Source organism: Kitasatospora sp. NPDC001539 (genome assembly GCF_040298565.1).
Taxonomy (GTDB): domain Bacteria; phylum Actinomycetota; class Actinomycetes; order Streptomycetales; family Streptomycetaceae; genus Kitasatospora.
Window position 1 is genome coordinate 14,871 of sequence record NZ_JBEPAK010000021.1, and the last position, 12,685, is coordinate 27,555.

Below are 12,685 nucleotides of genomic sequence, written 5' to 3' on the forward strand. Positions count from 1 at the left end.
CACGTCAGCCGATGCGCCGACAGACCCAGCCGCCCGCCCGCCACAGGGAGCCCCACAGGTGAGCCAGCCGGAAATGCAGCCCGAGGAGAGTGCCTGGGGCAAGGAGATCGGCGAGGAGGACCAGCCCGTCGCCGCCGTCGCACCGCGGGCCTCCACCCGCCGCCGGACCGATCTGAGCACCCGACAGTTCCCGCTCGGGGACTGGGGCGAGCCCGCCGAGCGGCTGGAGGAGCTCTACCGCTGGTCCGAGGAGCGGGCGGTCGAGGCGATCGAGTGGTACCGCCGGGACCGCATCTGGAAGCGGCGCTGGGCCCGCCTGCTGCGCCTCGGGACGGCCGGCTTCGCGGTGGGCGGGGTGACCGCCCCGCTGGTGGAGCTGACCGGCACCCTCTCGCACGGTGCCGGCTGGGGCTACGTGGGCCTCGCGCTGTCCGCCGCCTGCTACGGCGCCGACCGGGTCTTCGGCCTCACCTCCGGCTGGATGCGGGACGTGTCCACCGCCCAGGCCCTGCAACGCCGCCTGGAGGCCTTCCAGTTCGACTGGGCGTCGGAGTGCGTGCGCGAGGTGCTCGGCCCGACCGAGGGCACCGCGGGCGAGGCCGCCGAGCGGTGCCTGGGCGTGCTGCGCCGGTTCTGCGAGGACGTCTCCGACATGGTCCGCACCGAGACCTCGGAGTGGATGCTGGAGTTCCGCGCCTCGATGACCCAGCTGCCCACCCAGTCGGCGGGGGCCTGGGGCGGGCGCAGCGAATCCGGGGTGGGTGCCCAGGTGCGGGTGCTGCCGCCCCCGGGCACCCGGCCCACCATGCCGCGCCAGCGGCCGCCGGAGGGCCCGCTGCGGTAGGCGGCCGGCCCCGCCACCGGGGCGGCCGCGGTGCGGGCGGCCGTGGCGCGGGCGGCCGCGAGGCGGGGCAGCGCGGGGCGGCCGCGGCGCGGGGACGCGGGCATCGGCCGTGGCGCGGGGCAGTGCGGGGCGGCCGTGGCGCGAGGAAGCGGGGATCGGCCGCCGCGCGGGGCGGCGCGCTACGCGAAGACGATCATCGAGCCCTGGGCGAGGCTGCGGGTCGCCGCCGCGTACAGGCCCGACCACGCGTGGCGCTCACGGGCGAAGGGGTGCACGTCGTCGATCGGCGGCCCGAACGGCTGCTCCAGGCCGGTCGGTCCGAGCGGCCGGGTCGGGCCCGGCGGATCGGCCGGGTCGATCCCCAGCGCCGGTGCGACGGCCTGCAGTTCGCGCAGCAGGCCGTGGCTGGAGCCGAGCGGGCCGCCGGAGGCGAGCAGGGTGTCGTCCACCAGCGGGGTGGCGAACTCGATCGGCACGTAGGCGCCGGCGTGGTCGAAGTGCCAGACCAGGTGCGACTGTTCGGCGCTGCTCTCGAACATCTCCAGCAGCTGCTCGTAGTCGCCGCCGAGCGCGTCGACCGGGGTGATGTCCAGTCCGGTGAGCCCCAGCAGGTAGGCGCGGCGCAGGAAGTGCAGCGAGTCGTAGTCGAAGGCGGCTATCGGCTCGACCGCGCCGCTCAGCCCGGGGACGTACTGGTAGACCGGCACCTGGGGCAGCCCCTGGGAGGCCAGCGCCGCGTTGTAGAGCGCGAGGTCGTCCCGGAAGGGGTTGTCGGGGCTGTGGCTCAGCACGTCCACCAGCGGGACGAGCCAGAGGTCGCAGGCCATGGCCGGCAGTTCCTCTCCGGACGGCGGGGATCGCCCGCGGGGCGGGGCGACGACGGGGGCGGGGTCGGCACCCGGACGGCCCTTGCGCGGGCAGCGGGTCCGACGCCCGCCACCCTACCGGCCCGGCGCGGCCTGCGGACCGGGCCGTCCCTGCGGAGCCTCGGTGGGCGACTCGGACAGCCGCCGGCCGAACCTTCCGTGCGGCGCCCAGCGGGGTTGCGGCACCAGGCCGAGGCCGAGACCGAGTTCCCGGCCCAGCTCCCGGCCGACCTCCTCGCTCCGCCGGGGCCGCCCCGCCGCGGTGAACCCCGCGCCCGTGGGCCCCGCCGCCGTCGTGCCCGCCCCGGGCCGTCCCTGCTCCGCCGCGGGCTGCGCGGGGGCCGGCGGCGGCGCCTGCGGATCGGCGGGCACCGGCGGCTGCGCCCCCGCGCCCTCGGTGAGCAGGGCGAGCACCGTCACCGACTCCAGCGGGCGCCCGGCCAGGCCGGCCAGCAGCCGGACGGTGAACAGGTTGTACTCGCAGACGATCCGGTGCGCGCCTTCCAGGTCACCCGCCCCGATCGCCTCGACCAGGTCGCAGTGGCGGTCCCAGCAGACCCCGGCCAGGGTGGGCATCGCCCGCAGGTAGGGTGCGGCGAACATCCAGGACTGCACCCGCAGCCAGTCCAGGTAGTCCCCGATCCGGCGGTTGCCGAGCAGGGCGGAGACCTCCTGCCAGAACCGGCGGTCGCAGCCCACCATCACGTCCAGGTTCCCGGCCCGGGCGGCCCGCACCGCCGCGTCGGCCCGCCGGCGCAGCGAGGGCAGCCGGGTGAGGTCGGGCAGGGCCCGGCGGGCGGCGAACTGGCGGTAGTAGCTGTCGGTGAGCAGGACCCTGGACTCGAAGATCTCCAGGAAGTCGTCCCAGCACAGCTCCGGCACGGTGAAGCCGCGGTGGTGCTCGGTCCGCAGCAGCCCCTGGGCGCCGAGGTCGACCAGCGCCTCGCGGGCCGGGGTCGCGGAGACGCCGTAGAGCTCGGCGATCTCCTTGACCGTGAAGTCGCGGCCGGCCGCCAGCCGGCCGGCCATCATCTCCTCGCGCAGCGCTCCGGCGATCTGTTCGCGCAGGCTGTTGCGGTGGATGACGGGACGGGGGGTGTCGCTTGCGCCGTTGCCGGACATGCGCGCGACCTCCTCGGGCAGGCCGCCGTGCCGACCCGCGACGGACCGGCCGACGAGCGGCAGGGAACACGACGAGTGCTCATCTTCTCAAACCGGCCGGGAGCAGGTACGAACCAACCCTCCGAAAGCTCCCGGGCGGCCCGGCCCGGAGCCGCCGGACCCGCCTCAGCGCTGGACCGGCGCCGGGATGCCGAGCAGGCGGTCGCGCAGCACCGGGAACTCCTCGCGCGCCTTGCCGACCTCGGCCGGCTCGAACTCGACGGTCAGCACCTCCTCCTCCGCCCCCGCCTCGGCCAGCACCCGCCCCCACGGGTCCACCACGATGCTGTGCCCGGCCTGCTCGACCCCGGCGTGGGTGCCGGCGGTGTTGCAGGCCAGGACGAAGGCCTGCTCCTCCACGGCCCGCGCCCTGGCCAGCAGCGTCCAGTGCTCGCGCCGCCGGGCCGGCCAGGCGGCCGGGACCACCAGCAGCTGCGCCCCGGCGTCCAGCAGCGCCCGGAACAGCTCCGGGAACCGCAGGTCGTAGCAGGTGGCCAGGCCCAGGGTGGCGAAGTCGGTGGACGCGGTGACGATCTCCTGCCCGGCGCCCATCACCACCGCCTCGCCGCTGTCGAAGCCGAAGCGGTGGATCTTGCGGTAGGTGTGCACCAGCTCGCCGTCCGGGGCGAACAGCAGCGAGGTGTTGTAGATCGGACCGTCCGGGTCGCGTTCGACGATCGAACCGGCGTGCACCCAGGCCCCGGCGGCCCGGGCGGCCGCCGCCATCGCGTCCGAGGTGGGCCCGTCCAGGGTCTCCGCACCCTCCGACCAGAGGTCGTAGGCGAAGCCGCCGAGCGGCCACAGCTCCGGCAGGACGACCAGGTCGGCGCCCTGCTGGGCCCGCACCAGCGCCGCCGCCCTGGCCCGCCGCTCGGCGGGCGGCTCGGCGTCCGAGACGGCGAGTTGGATCAATGAAGCGCGCACAGTACCACCGTCCACGGCAAGAGACCTACGATCATCACCCGAAAGCGCTGCCCTGCTGTCTCCCGGCAGCGTAACGTGCGGTTAGCGAGCGCGCCCGGAAGCCGGACCATCCCGGGTGGCCGCGGCAGCCGGGCGCGGAGCGTAGGAAAGCTGACGGAGGGCCGGAGATTCCCGTGACGGACAACCAGACCGTGCAGGCTTACACCGAGGCGTGGACGCACAGCATCGAGTCCATATCGGAGCTGGTCGCCCCCCTCCCGGAAGGCTCCTGGAACCGGGCCACCGAGTGCCCCGGCTGGTCGGTCCGGGACGTCGTGTCGCACGTGATCGCGGTCGAGTCCGAGCTGCTCGGCGACCCGCGCCCGATCCACTCGCTGCCGCGTGATCTTCGCCACGTCACCACCGAGTTCGCCCGCTACATCGAGCTGCCGGTCGACAAGCGCCGCTGCCACACGGCGCTGGAGATGACCAGCGAGCTGGAGTACACGATCATCCGCCGCTCCCGGGCGCTGCGGAACGCCAAGCACACGCCCGAGGAGCCGGTGCGCTGGTCGGCCGGCCCGTTCGCACGGGACGTCCCGTACCACGAGCTGCTGCGGATGCGGGCCTTCGACGTCTGGGTGCACGAGCAGGACCTGCGGCGGGCCCTGGAGAGCCCCGGCAACCTGGCCTCCCCGGGCGCCCTGGTCGCCCGGGACGTCCTGCTGGAGCGGCTTCCCAAGGCCGTCGCCCACGACGCGGGCGCCCCGGCGGGGACGACCCTGGTGGTGGACGTCACCGGCCCGGTGGAGTTCCTGCGCACCGTACGCGTGGACGCCGCCGGGCGCGGCACCGTCGACGAGTCGATCAGCCTGGCCCCCGACGTCCAGCTCACCATGGACTGGGAGACCTACCTGCGGCTCGCCTGCGGCCGCGGCCGCCCCGGCCCGGTCACCGTCGAGGGCGACAAGGAGCTGGCCGAACGGGTGCTGGCCAACTTCTCGGTCACCATCTGAGGCCACCAGCTTTCACCACCCGGCGTACACGCACCGATGTGCGCCGGGTCGGCACCACTCGTGCTTCCGTACGTCAACCCGACACCAGCCACCTCACCTCTTCGGCCTCGTTGTCCCGGGCAGTCCTGCCATCACCCGGGAGAAGGAGGAGCGTCCGATGGACGACGAGCAGGAACAGCAGGAGCGGATGGTGCTGGTGCGGTCGACCTTCCCGGTCACGGGGCAGCCGATCAGGGTCGTGATGATCGACGGGAAGCCGTGGTTCGTCACGGCGGACGTCTGTGCCGTGCTCGGCAGGCTGAACCCGAGCCAGGTGCGCAAGGTGGTCGACGCGAGCCACGCGCGCGTCGTCAACTCACGCTCGATTAGCCTAAGCGCCAGGAAGGCTAATGGCGTTCCGCAGGTGAGAAAGCCTATGCGCGGGGCAATCCGATGCTCAACGTGATCAGCGAACCAGGTCTCTACAGGCTGATCATGCGCTCGAACAAGGCCGATGCCCGGCCCTTCCAGGAGTGGGTCACCCGCGACCTTCTCCCCTCCGTCCGCCGCGGGGACGCCGATGTCCCCGTCCAGCGGCGGCGGATGGCGGAGACCCTGACCGAGGCCGATCGGAGGGAGGGTGGAGGTCGTCGCGGCGATCGAGCACGAGCACTGGCCCGGCCTGACCGTCCACTCGGACGGGACGGTCCGTTGCCGGCACGGCGAGATGATCCTCCATCTGCCACCCCGGGGGGAGGACAGCGGACCGCCGTTCGGCGCGTACTTCGCCTGCCCGGGCGGGGAGCGGGTCGGCATCCGGGGCAGCCGACTCGTCCCGGGCTGCCCCAAGCTGAGGCTCGTGGACCTGATCCGCCTGCGGAACGGGACGCAGCCCGGTGCGGTCGCCGAGCCCGCACCGGACCACGGGCTGATGTACGCGGAGATGCACGGCGCACGGGTCTTCGGGACGCCGCCGCAGATGGCCGCGTTCATGCGGGACTACCGGCCCTGAGTGGCCGCTGGGCATCACGGTCGATGATGGTCAGCGGTGGCAGCGGTGCCGCCGCGGGCGGACACGCTACGCGTCGACCTTCCGGCGGAGCCGGAGGATCATCAGCGTGCCCACCGCCAGCGGGACGTACTGCCAGCAGAACGCCCAGCGGAAGGCGGTGGCCGAGTACGACCCGGCGCCGGCCGGGGAGAGTGCGTCCAGCAGCACCCCGACGCCGAACAGGGTGATCATCGTGCCGATGAAGCCGCCCATGTTGACGATCCCGGAGGCGGTGCCGAGCCGTTCCACCGGGTTGCGGGCCCGGGCGTAGTCCAGGCCGACCAGCGAGGCCGGGCCGTTGCTGCCCATCACCAGGATCAGCCCGACCAGCAGCCAGGTCGGCGGGTGGCCGCCCGGCCAGGACAGCGCCAGTGCCCAGCCCAGCGCGGTGGCGGAGAGCACGCCGAACACGATCGGCATCCGCGCCCGGGCGGTGCGGGAGACCAGTCGGCCGAAGGCGAATCCGAAGCTCATGTTGGAGAGCACCAGCAGGGTCAGCAGCCCGCCGGCCGCGGCCCGGGACATGCCCTGCGCCTCCACCAGGTAGGGCAGGCCCCAGAGCAGGCCGAAGGAGTTGCCGGGGAACTGGGTGGTGAAGTGGATCCACAGGCCCAACCGGGTGCCCGGCTCCCGCCAGCAGTCGCGGACCTGGCGGCCGATCCCGGGCCGGTCCCGGCGTTCGACCGGCCGGACCGGCTCCGCCGCGGCCGGGGCGTCCCTCAGGCAGAGCGCGACCAGGGCGAACACCGCCACGCCGAGCAGCGCGATCGCGGTGAAGGTGGGCGTCCAGCCCTCGTCGTGGAGTGCCTGGGCGAGCACCACGGTGGTGACGAGGTTGCCACCCATCCCGGCCAGACCGGTGAGCTGGGCGACGAACGGGTTCTTCGCCGCCGGGAACCAGCGGGCGGCGATCCGCAGCACGCTGATGAAGGTCATCGCGTCGCCGCAGCCGAGCACCGCCCGGGAGAGCAGCGCCGGGGCGAAGGAGGAGCTGAACGCGAAGGCCAGCTGACCGGTGCTGAGCAGCACCACGCCGAGCAGCAGCACCCGGCGCGGCCCGAACCGGTCGACCAGCAGGCCGACCGGCACCTGCATGGCCGCGTAGACCAGCACCTGGAGGATAGAGAAGGTGGACAGCGCCGAGGCACCGATGCCGAAGCGCTCGGCGGCGTCCAGTCCCGCCACGCCGAGGCTGGTGCGGTGGATGACGGCCAGGACGTAGACGCTGACGCCGACGGACCAGGCCAGCCAGGCCGCGCGGCCGCCGGGCGGCAGGAACGCGGTGGCGGCCGGCGGCGGGACGACTACCGGCGGCTCGAGGACGGCCGGCGGCTCGAGGAGGGCCGGCGGCTGGACGCCGGCGGGGGACCGGTCGACCCCCGGGGGCTCGACGGTGGGACGGGGAGCGGGGACGGACAGGGACGGGTCTGAACGGGCTGGCTCCACGGTCATAGTCCGTCCAGACTAGTCATCCCATGATTGGACGCCCAGCCCCGGGGTGGGGGCGGGTTCGCCGGCGAACGGCTCCGGCGGGGACGGCCGCTCCCGGCCCGCCCGGCAGGGCCGTCCTCAGCCGGTCACCGTCCAGGACACCGACCTGGTCATGTAGCGGTCCCGGAAGGCCTCGTCGCGCACCCAGTCGGTGGTGTCCCGGACGGTCGCCGTCACGGTGGCCGTCCGGCCGGGGGCCAGGTCCAGCTGCGAGGTGTCCAGCGAGCCGCCGCCCGCCGCCTGCGTCACCACCGGGACGCCGTCCACCTTCCACTCCACCTTCAGCTGCCGGGTGCCGGTCAGCGGCACCGGCCGGACGTCCAGCCGGGGGCGCCCGGCCACCTCGCCGGGCGGCGGCGAGGGCGCGTCGGTCGGCCGGACCTTGCGGTAGATCTCCTTGATGATCGCCTCGCGCGAGGGCAGGTTGTAGGCGCTGCCCAGGGTGCGCATCACCGAGTCGGGGGTGGGCCGGTAGAGGCCGTTGGCACTGCGGTAGGCGCCGATGACCCCGGCGCCGTCCGGGGACTCGGCGCCCAGCCAGCGCCACCACTTGGTCTGCTTCCGGCGCATCTCGTCGGCGTTGAGGGTGGAGAGGTTCGGGTAGTCGGGGTCGTCCGGGGCGCTGTCGTACTCGTCGCCGAGGTCCCCCACCGTGTGGCCGATCTCGTGCTGGATGATCCGCCCGGCGTCCGGGCTGCCGCCGGCCAGGGTGGTCACCCCGGTGCCGCCGGCGCCGCCGTACTCCGCGGAGTTGGCCAGTGCTATCAGGTACTGCGGTCCCGAGCCGTTGCCGGCGTACCGGGCGGTGGCGGCCTCGTCGGCGCAGAGCAGCCGGGCGGTGCCCTCGCACCAGAAGTGCATCCCGAGCGGGGTGGCGGGGTTGCGGCCGCGGCTCTCCGTCTCGGCGATCCCGGAGACCGGGGAGACCACCTCGACCCGCCTTATGTTGAAGAAGCCCTGGTAGGTGCGGAACGGTTCGATGTCCATCAGGGCGTGCCAGGCCTTGTCGGCCTGCTGCCGGAACAGTTCCTGCTCGTCGCCCGTGTAGCCGTCGCCGAGCAGGACCAGGGTGATCCGGTTGGCCGGGTCCCCGGTGCGGCGTATGTCGAAGGTCGGGGCGGCCGCGGGTATCCGCTGGTCGGCGCGGAGCGCGGTGTGCGGGGGCACCGCGCGGTCGGCCGGGGCACCCGGTCCGATCACGCCGAAGGGCGACGGACCGACCAGCTCCAGGGCGGCGGGGAGTACGGCGGTGGACACCAGCACGAGCGCGGCCAGACTCCGGACGAGACGGCCTGGGGTGCCAGAAGGCATACGTCGTCCTCGGGGCTCCGGTCACCCGGCGTCGCCCGGGTGGTGGAGCGGAGACGTACCCGGACCGGCGTGTCGCCCCCACCGGCCGAAGAAAATGTCACCAACCTGGCCGAACGATCCAAACCATGCCAGTCATACCAACCAATCCCGGGAGGGCTTGGACCTGAGGGGCGCCCCGGTCGTCAGCCCCGGGCCCGCCTCCCCAGGTCCAGCAGGAGGTGCGTCCCCAGCCCGAACAGCAGCCCCCAGAAGGCCGAGCCGATCCCGAACAGGCTCATCCCCGACGCACTCGCCAGGAAGGTCACCACGGCCGCGTCCCGCCCGCGCTCCTCGGCGACCGCCGCCGCCAGGCTGCCCTGGAGCGAGGCCAGCAGCGCCACCCCGGCGATCACCGCGATCAACTCCTTCGGCAGCCCGGTGAACAGGCTCACCAGCACCCCGCCGAAGCTGCCCACCAGCACGTACAGCACGCCCGAGGACATCCCCGCGACGTACCGGCGGCGCGGGTCCGGATGGGCCTCCGGACCGGAGCAGATCGCCGCGGTGATCGCCGCCAGGTTCACCCCGGGCGAGCCGAACGGCGCCATCAGCACCGACACCGCCCCCGTCGAACCGATCAGCAGCCGGTCGTCCGCCCGGTAGCCGAAGGCCCGCATCACCCCGAGGCCGGGCGCGTTCTGCGAGGCCAGCGTGACGATGGTGAGCGGGAGCGCCAGCCCCACGAGCGCCGACCAGGAGAAGGCCGGCACCGTCAGCACCGGCACCGTCGGGCCGCCCCGGCCCACGTGCAGCGGGAGCCCCACGGTGAGCGCCGCCAGCACCCCGCCGACCACCAGCGCGACCGGCACCGCGTACCTCGGCACCAGCCGCTTGGCCAGCAGGAAGGCCGCGAAGCCGCCCACCACCAGCACCGGTGCGCTGTGCACGGCGGCGAAGATCCCCGCGCCGAAGGAGAACAGGATGCCCGCGAGCATCGCGTTCACGATCCCCGCCGGCACCGCCGCGATCAGCCGGCCGAACCAGCCGGTCACCCCGAACAGCGCCACCACCGCCGCGCTCACCAGGAACGCCCCGACCGCCTCGCGGTACGGGTAGCCGCCCAGGCTGGTCACCAGCAGCGCGGCCCCCGGGGTGGACCAGGCGGTGACCACCGGCGTCCGGGTCCACCAGCTGAGCGCGAAGCCGCTCACCCCGCTGCCGATCGCCACCGCCCAGATCCAGGAGGCGGTGTGCGCCTGGTCCAGCCGCCCGGCGGCGGCCGCGGCGAGCACCACCACCAGCGGCCCGGAGAAGGACACCGCCACGCACACCAGTCCGGCCAGCAGCGCCGGCCCCGACACGTCCCGCCGCAGCGAGCGACGTCCCCCGCCCCCGCCCGCCGTCTCCTCCGGTCGGACCGTCAGCTCATCCGTCATTCCGGCAGTATCCCGGAGCCGCTCGAGGACTCCCGAAAAAAACTTCTCAACCCACCTGCAACCCCCGGCGGGGATGGACGTCTATCAGGGTGAAGGCACGGAGAGCGAGACCGGCGGAGCCGGGGGGCGCTTCCGCTCGACAGCAGCGGGGCCGGTCGTCTTCACCCACACACACCGTCAGTCACATGACCCTGGGGAGTCACGTCATGCGCGCGTCCGTTATCAACCGTTTTGCGAAGAACGACCGCTCCGTCTCCGGCCGCCGCCGCATCGCCGTCCTCGCCGCGACCACCGTCCTCGCGGGCGGCGTCCAGGTGATCGCCGCCGACACCTCCTGGGCCTGCGGTGACGCACGGTTCGGTACCTCGCGCGTGGTCGACCCCACCGGTCCGAACAAGCCGACCGTCCCGAACGCGGACTTCCGGACGCCCGACTCCAGGGGCATCGTCGCCGACGGCAGCTGGACCGAGTTCACCGTCGGGGTCACCAACTTCACCGGGGCGGACGTGGCCAGGACCGGACCGAGCTTCGCCCTGGCGTCCGCCACCCAGGGCGTCTCCCTGCGGGTCAAGGACCTGCGGGTCGAGGTCAACCAGGACGGGAACTGGAAGCCGCTCAAGCTCGACCAGGGCTGCATCGGGATCGAGGCCGACACCGGTTCGCTGACGCAGCCGGTGGCCAACGGCCGGGCCGCCAACTACGCGTTCCGGGTGTCGCTCTCCTCCGCCGCGCCCAAGGACCTGAACGCGCTCACGGTGGTGACGGACGCCACCAACGACAAGTCGACGCTGGAGTACTGGGGCAACCGCACGGTGAAGGTCACCCACCCCAAGACCGAGCCCGCCAAGCCCGCGCCCGCCAAGCCCGCGCCCGCGAAGTCCGCGCCCGCGAAGTCCGCCGCAGCCGTTCCCGCCGGCGAGAAGGCTCCGGCCACGAACACCCCGGCCGAGAAGGTGCCCGCCGAGAAGCCCGCCGCCGCCCCGGCCACCACCGCGCCCGCCGGGACCCCGGAGCTCGCCCACACCGGCGCCTCCTCCACCAACGCCTTCCTCGCCCTCTCCTCCGCCGCGCTCCTCGCGCTGGGCGCCGGCGTCCTGATCGCCGTCCGCCGACTCCGTCCCCAGCGGTAGTCGACGGGCGGGTACGACGAAGGGGCCCTCCTCCGTACGGCGGTACGGAGGGGGCCCCTTCTTCGCTGTTCCCGGGTCGGCGTCAGCCCCAGGTGATCAGGCGCTTCGGGTGCTCCAGCAGCGCCGCCACGTCGGCGAGCACCTTGGAGCCCAACTCCCCGTCCACCAGGCGGTGGTCGAAGGAGAGCGCGAGGGTGGTGACCTGCCGCGGGACGACCTTGCCCTTGTGGACCCACGGCAGCTCCCGGACCGCCCCGAAGGCGAGGATGGCCGCCTCGCCGGGGTTGAGGATCGGGGTGCCGGTGTCGACGCCGAAGACGCCGACGTTGGTGATGGTGACCGTGCCGCCCTGCATGTCGGCCGGCGGGGTCTTGCCCTGGCGGGCGGTCTCCACCAGCTCGCCGAGCGCGACGGCGAGGCCGGACAGCGTGCGGGACCCGGCGTCCTTGATGTTCGGGACGATCAGGCCGCGCGGGGTGGCCGCGGCGATGCCGAGGTTCACCTGGCCCTTGACCACGATCTCCTGGGCCGCCTCGTCCCACTGCGCGTTGATCTCCGGGTGGCGCTTGATCGCGGTGAGCAGCGCCTTGGCGACCAGCAGCAGCGGGCTGACCCGGACGTCCCGGCCCAGTTCGCCGCTCTCCTTGAGCTTGCGGACGAACTTCATGGTGCGGGTCACGTCGACCTGGACGAACTCGGTGACGTGCGGGGCGGTGAAGGCCGAGGCCACCATCGCCTGCGCGGTCGCCTTGCGGACGCCCTTGATCGGCACCCGGACGTCGCCCGCGCCGGACACCGGCACCGGCGCCACCACGGCCTCGGGCGCCTCGACCACGGCCTGCTCGACGGCCGGAGCCGCCGGGGCGGCCTGGGCCGCGGCGTGGGCGTGCAGGTCCTCGCGGGTGATCACGCCGTCCGGGCCGGTCGGGGTGACGGCCCGCAGGTCGATGCCGAGGTCCTTGGCCAGCTTGCGCACCGGGGGCTTGGCCAACGGGCGCTGACCGCCCGGCACCTCGGCCACCGGGGCGGGCGCGGCCGGAGCCGCCGGGGCGGGCGCGGCCGGAGCCGCTGCGGCCGGTGCGGGCTTCGGCGTCGCGACGGCCGTGACGGTGGTCGTCCGGCGGGCCCGGCGCTGGCTGCCGCCGGTGCGCGGGCCGTACCCGACCAGCACCTCCCGGCGCTCCGGTTCGGCCTCGGCGGCCGGCTCCGCCGCGGCGGGGGCGGGCGCGGCGGCCGGGGCGGCCCCCGCCTCGCCGGCCACCGCCACCGAGATGATCACGGTGCCGACGTCGACCGTCGCCCCCTCGGGGAAGAAGAGCTGCTCGACGACCCCGTTGAACGGGATCGGCAGCTCCACCGCCGCCTTGGCGGTCTCCACCTCGCAGACGACCTGCCCGTCGGTGACGGTGTCACCGGGCTTGACGTACCAGCTGAGGATCTCGGCCTCGGTGAGGCCCTCGCCCACGTCGGGCATCTTGAACTCGCGGAGCGAGCGAACTTCGGTGGTCATCTTCGCTC

12 protein-coding genes are annotated in these 12,685 nt (G+C 74.0%); 5 read left to right on the forward strand and 7 right to left on the reverse strand.

Features of this window, described 5'->3' with window-relative positions; all coding sequences use genetic code 11:
- Positions 1–58: 58 nt before the first annotated feature.
- Positions 59–844, forward strand: coding sequence for an SLATT domain-containing protein (locus ABT247_RS06390; RefSeq protein ID WP_350738827.1), 786 nt, complete (start codon positions 59–61; stop codon positions 842–844).
- A gap of 179 nt (positions 845–1,023) precedes the next feature.
- Here ABT247_RS06390 and ABT247_RS06395 read toward each other — a convergent pair whose 3' ends face one another.
- The 3 genes from ABT247_RS06395 to ABT247_RS06405 form a co-directional block, all read right to left on the reverse strand.
- Positions 1,024–1,671 (reverse strand): putative DNA-mimic protein, encoded by a 648-nt coding sequence (locus tag ABT247_RS06395; RefSeq protein ID WP_350738830.1) that lies wholly within the window; start codon positions 1,669–1,671, stop codon positions 1,024–1,026.
- A 114-nt stretch (positions 1,672–1,785) separates the two neighbouring features.
- Complete coding sequence (locus tag ABT247_RS06400) at positions 1,786–2,832, reverse strand: GntR family transcriptional regulator (RefSeq protein WP_350738833.1); 1,047 nt, start codon at positions 2,830–2,832, stop codon at positions 1,786–1,788.
- 165 nt (positions 2,833–2,997) lie between these two features.
- The gene (locus tag ABT247_RS06405; RefSeq protein WP_350738836.1) at positions 2,998–3,795 is read right to left on the reverse strand and encodes a carbon-nitrogen family hydrolase; all 798 of its coding nucleotides are present in this window, start codon (positions 3,793–3,795) and stop codon (positions 2,998–3,000) included.
- A 173-nt stretch (positions 3,796–3,968) separates the two neighbouring features.
- Here ABT247_RS06405 and ABT247_RS06410 point away from each other — a divergent pair, with 173 nt between their 5' ends.
- The 3 genes from ABT247_RS06410 to ABT247_RS06420 all read left to right on the forward strand — a co-directional run bounded on the left by ABT247_RS06410 (position 3,969) and on the right by ABT247_RS06420 (position 5,781).
- Entirely contained in the window at positions 3,969–4,790 is an 822-nt protein-coding gene (locus tag ABT247_RS06410; RefSeq protein WP_350738839.1) for a maleylpyruvate isomerase family mycothiol-dependent enzyme, read from the forward strand.
- A 157-nt stretch (positions 4,791–4,947) separates the two neighbouring features.
- The gene (locus tag ABT247_RS06415; RefSeq protein WP_350738842.1) at positions 4,948–5,235 is read left to right on the forward strand and encodes a BRO family protein; all 288 of its coding nucleotides are present in this window, start codon (positions 4,948–4,950) and stop codon (positions 5,233–5,235) included.
- Positions 5,236–5,409: 174 nt separating this feature from the next.
- Positions 5,410–5,781, forward strand: coding sequence for a hypothetical protein (locus ABT247_RS06420; protein ID WP_350738845.1), 372 nt, complete (start codon positions 5,410–5,412; stop codon positions 5,779–5,781).
- Positions 5,782–5,847: 66 nt separating this feature from the next.
- On the opposite strand, the gene ABT247_RS06425 is transcribed toward ABT247_RS06420, so the two are convergent.
- From ABT247_RS06425 to ABT247_RS06435, 3 genes are all read right to left on the reverse strand, one after another.
- Positions 5,848–7,272, reverse strand: a complete 1,425-nt coding sequence (locus tag ABT247_RS06425) for an MFS transporter (protein ID WP_350738848.1) — start codon at positions 7,270–7,272, stop codon at positions 5,848–5,850.
- 117 nt (positions 7,273–7,389) lie between these two features.
- Positions 7,390–8,622, reverse strand: a complete 1,233-nt coding sequence (locus ABT247_RS06430; protein ID WP_350738851.1) for a M64 family metallopeptidase — start codon at positions 8,620–8,622, stop codon at positions 7,390–7,392.
- A gap of 182 nt (positions 8,623–8,804) precedes the next feature.
- Positions 8,805–10,037, reverse strand: a complete 1,233-nt coding sequence (locus ABT247_RS06435) for a benzoate/H(+) symporter BenE family transporter (RefSeq protein ID WP_350738853.1) — start codon at positions 10,035–10,037, stop codon at positions 8,805–8,807.
- 206 nt (positions 10,038–10,243) lie between these two features.
- Here ABT247_RS06435 and ABT247_RS06440 point away from each other — a divergent pair, with 206 nt between their 5' ends.
- A complete protein-coding gene (locus ABT247_RS06440; RefSeq protein WP_350738855.1) occupies positions 10,244–11,167 on the forward strand; it encodes a hypothetical protein in 924 nt (307 codons plus the stop codon).
- Between the two features lie 82 nt (positions 11,168–11,249).
- Here the strand turns inward: ABT247_RS06440 and ABT247_RS06445 are convergent, their stop codons facing one another.
- Complete coding sequence (locus ABT247_RS06445; RefSeq protein ID WP_350738858.1) at positions 11,250–12,677, reverse strand: dihydrolipoamide acetyltransferase family protein; 1,428 nt, start codon at positions 12,675–12,677, stop codon at positions 11,250–11,252.
- Positions 12,678–12,685 lie beyond the last annotated feature (8 nt).